The sequence below is a fragment of the Nonomuraea spiralis genome, from assembly GCF_014648435.1.
GTDB lineage: Bacteria > Actinomycetota > Actinomycetes > Streptosporangiales > Streptosporangiaceae > Nonomuraea > Nonomuraea spiralis.
In genome coordinates this window covers 1-1,024 of sequence record NZ_BMRC01000085.1, presented here as the reverse complement: position 1 = coordinate 1,024, position 1,024 = coordinate 1, and the positions used below count along the sequence as shown (strand labels likewise).

Here is a 1,024-nt window from a genome sequence, read left to right as displayed (position 1 = left end):
GGTCAAGTCCTCGGCCTATTAGTACCGGTCAGCTCCACACATTACTGTGCTTCCACCTCCGGCCTATCAACCCGGTCGTCTACCGGGAGCCTTACCCACTCACGTGGTGGGAGACCTCATCTCAAGGCGAGCTTCCCGCTTAGATGCTTTCAGCGGTTATCCCTTCCGAACGTAGCCAACCAGCCGTGCACCTGGCGGTACAACTGGCACACCAGAGGTTCGTCCGTCCCGGTCCTCTCGTACTAGGGACAGCTCCTTTCAAGTCTCCTGCGCGCGCAGCGGATAGGGACCGAACTGTCTCGCGACGTTCTAAACCCAGCTCGCGTACCGCTTTAATGGGCGAACAGCCCAACCCTTGGGACCTACTCCAGCCCCAGGATGCGACGAGCCGACATCGAGGTGCCAAACCATCCCGTCGATATGGACTCTTGGGGAAGATCAGCCTGTTATCCCCGGGGTACCTTTTAGCCGTTGAGCGACACCGCTTCCACACGCCGATGCCGGATCACTAGTCCCAGCTTTCGCTCCTGCTCGACCCGTCAGTCTCACAGTCAAGCTCCCTTGTGCACTTACACTCAACACCTGATTGCCAACCAGGCTGAGGGAACCTTTGGGCGCCTCCGTTACCTTTTAGGAGGCAACCGCCCCAGTTAAACTACCCACCAGACACTGTCCCCGATCCGGATCACGGACCAGAGTTAGACGTTCAAAACGACCAGAGTGGTATTTCACCAATGACTCCACCCGAACTAGCGTCCGAGCTTCCCAGTCTCCCACCTATCCTACACAAGACGTTCCAAACGCCAATGTCAAGCTGTAGTGAAGGTCCCGGGGTCTTTCCGTCCTGCTGCGCGTAACGAGCATCTTTACTCGTAGTGCAATTTCGCCGGGTCTGCGGTTGAGACAGCGGGGAAGTCGTTACGCCATTCGTGCAGGTCGGAACTTACCCGACAAGGAATTTCGCTACCTTAGGATGGTTATAGTTACCACCGCCGTTTACCGGCGCTTAAGTTCTCACCTTCGC

At 57.0% G+C, this 1,024-nt stretch carries 1 rRNA gene; it reads right to left on the bottom strand.

Annotation, left to right across the window (positions count from 1 at the left end):
- A 23S ribosomal RNA gene (locus tag IEZ27_RS53410) occupies positions 1 to 1,024 on the bottom strand; the annotation flags it as partial.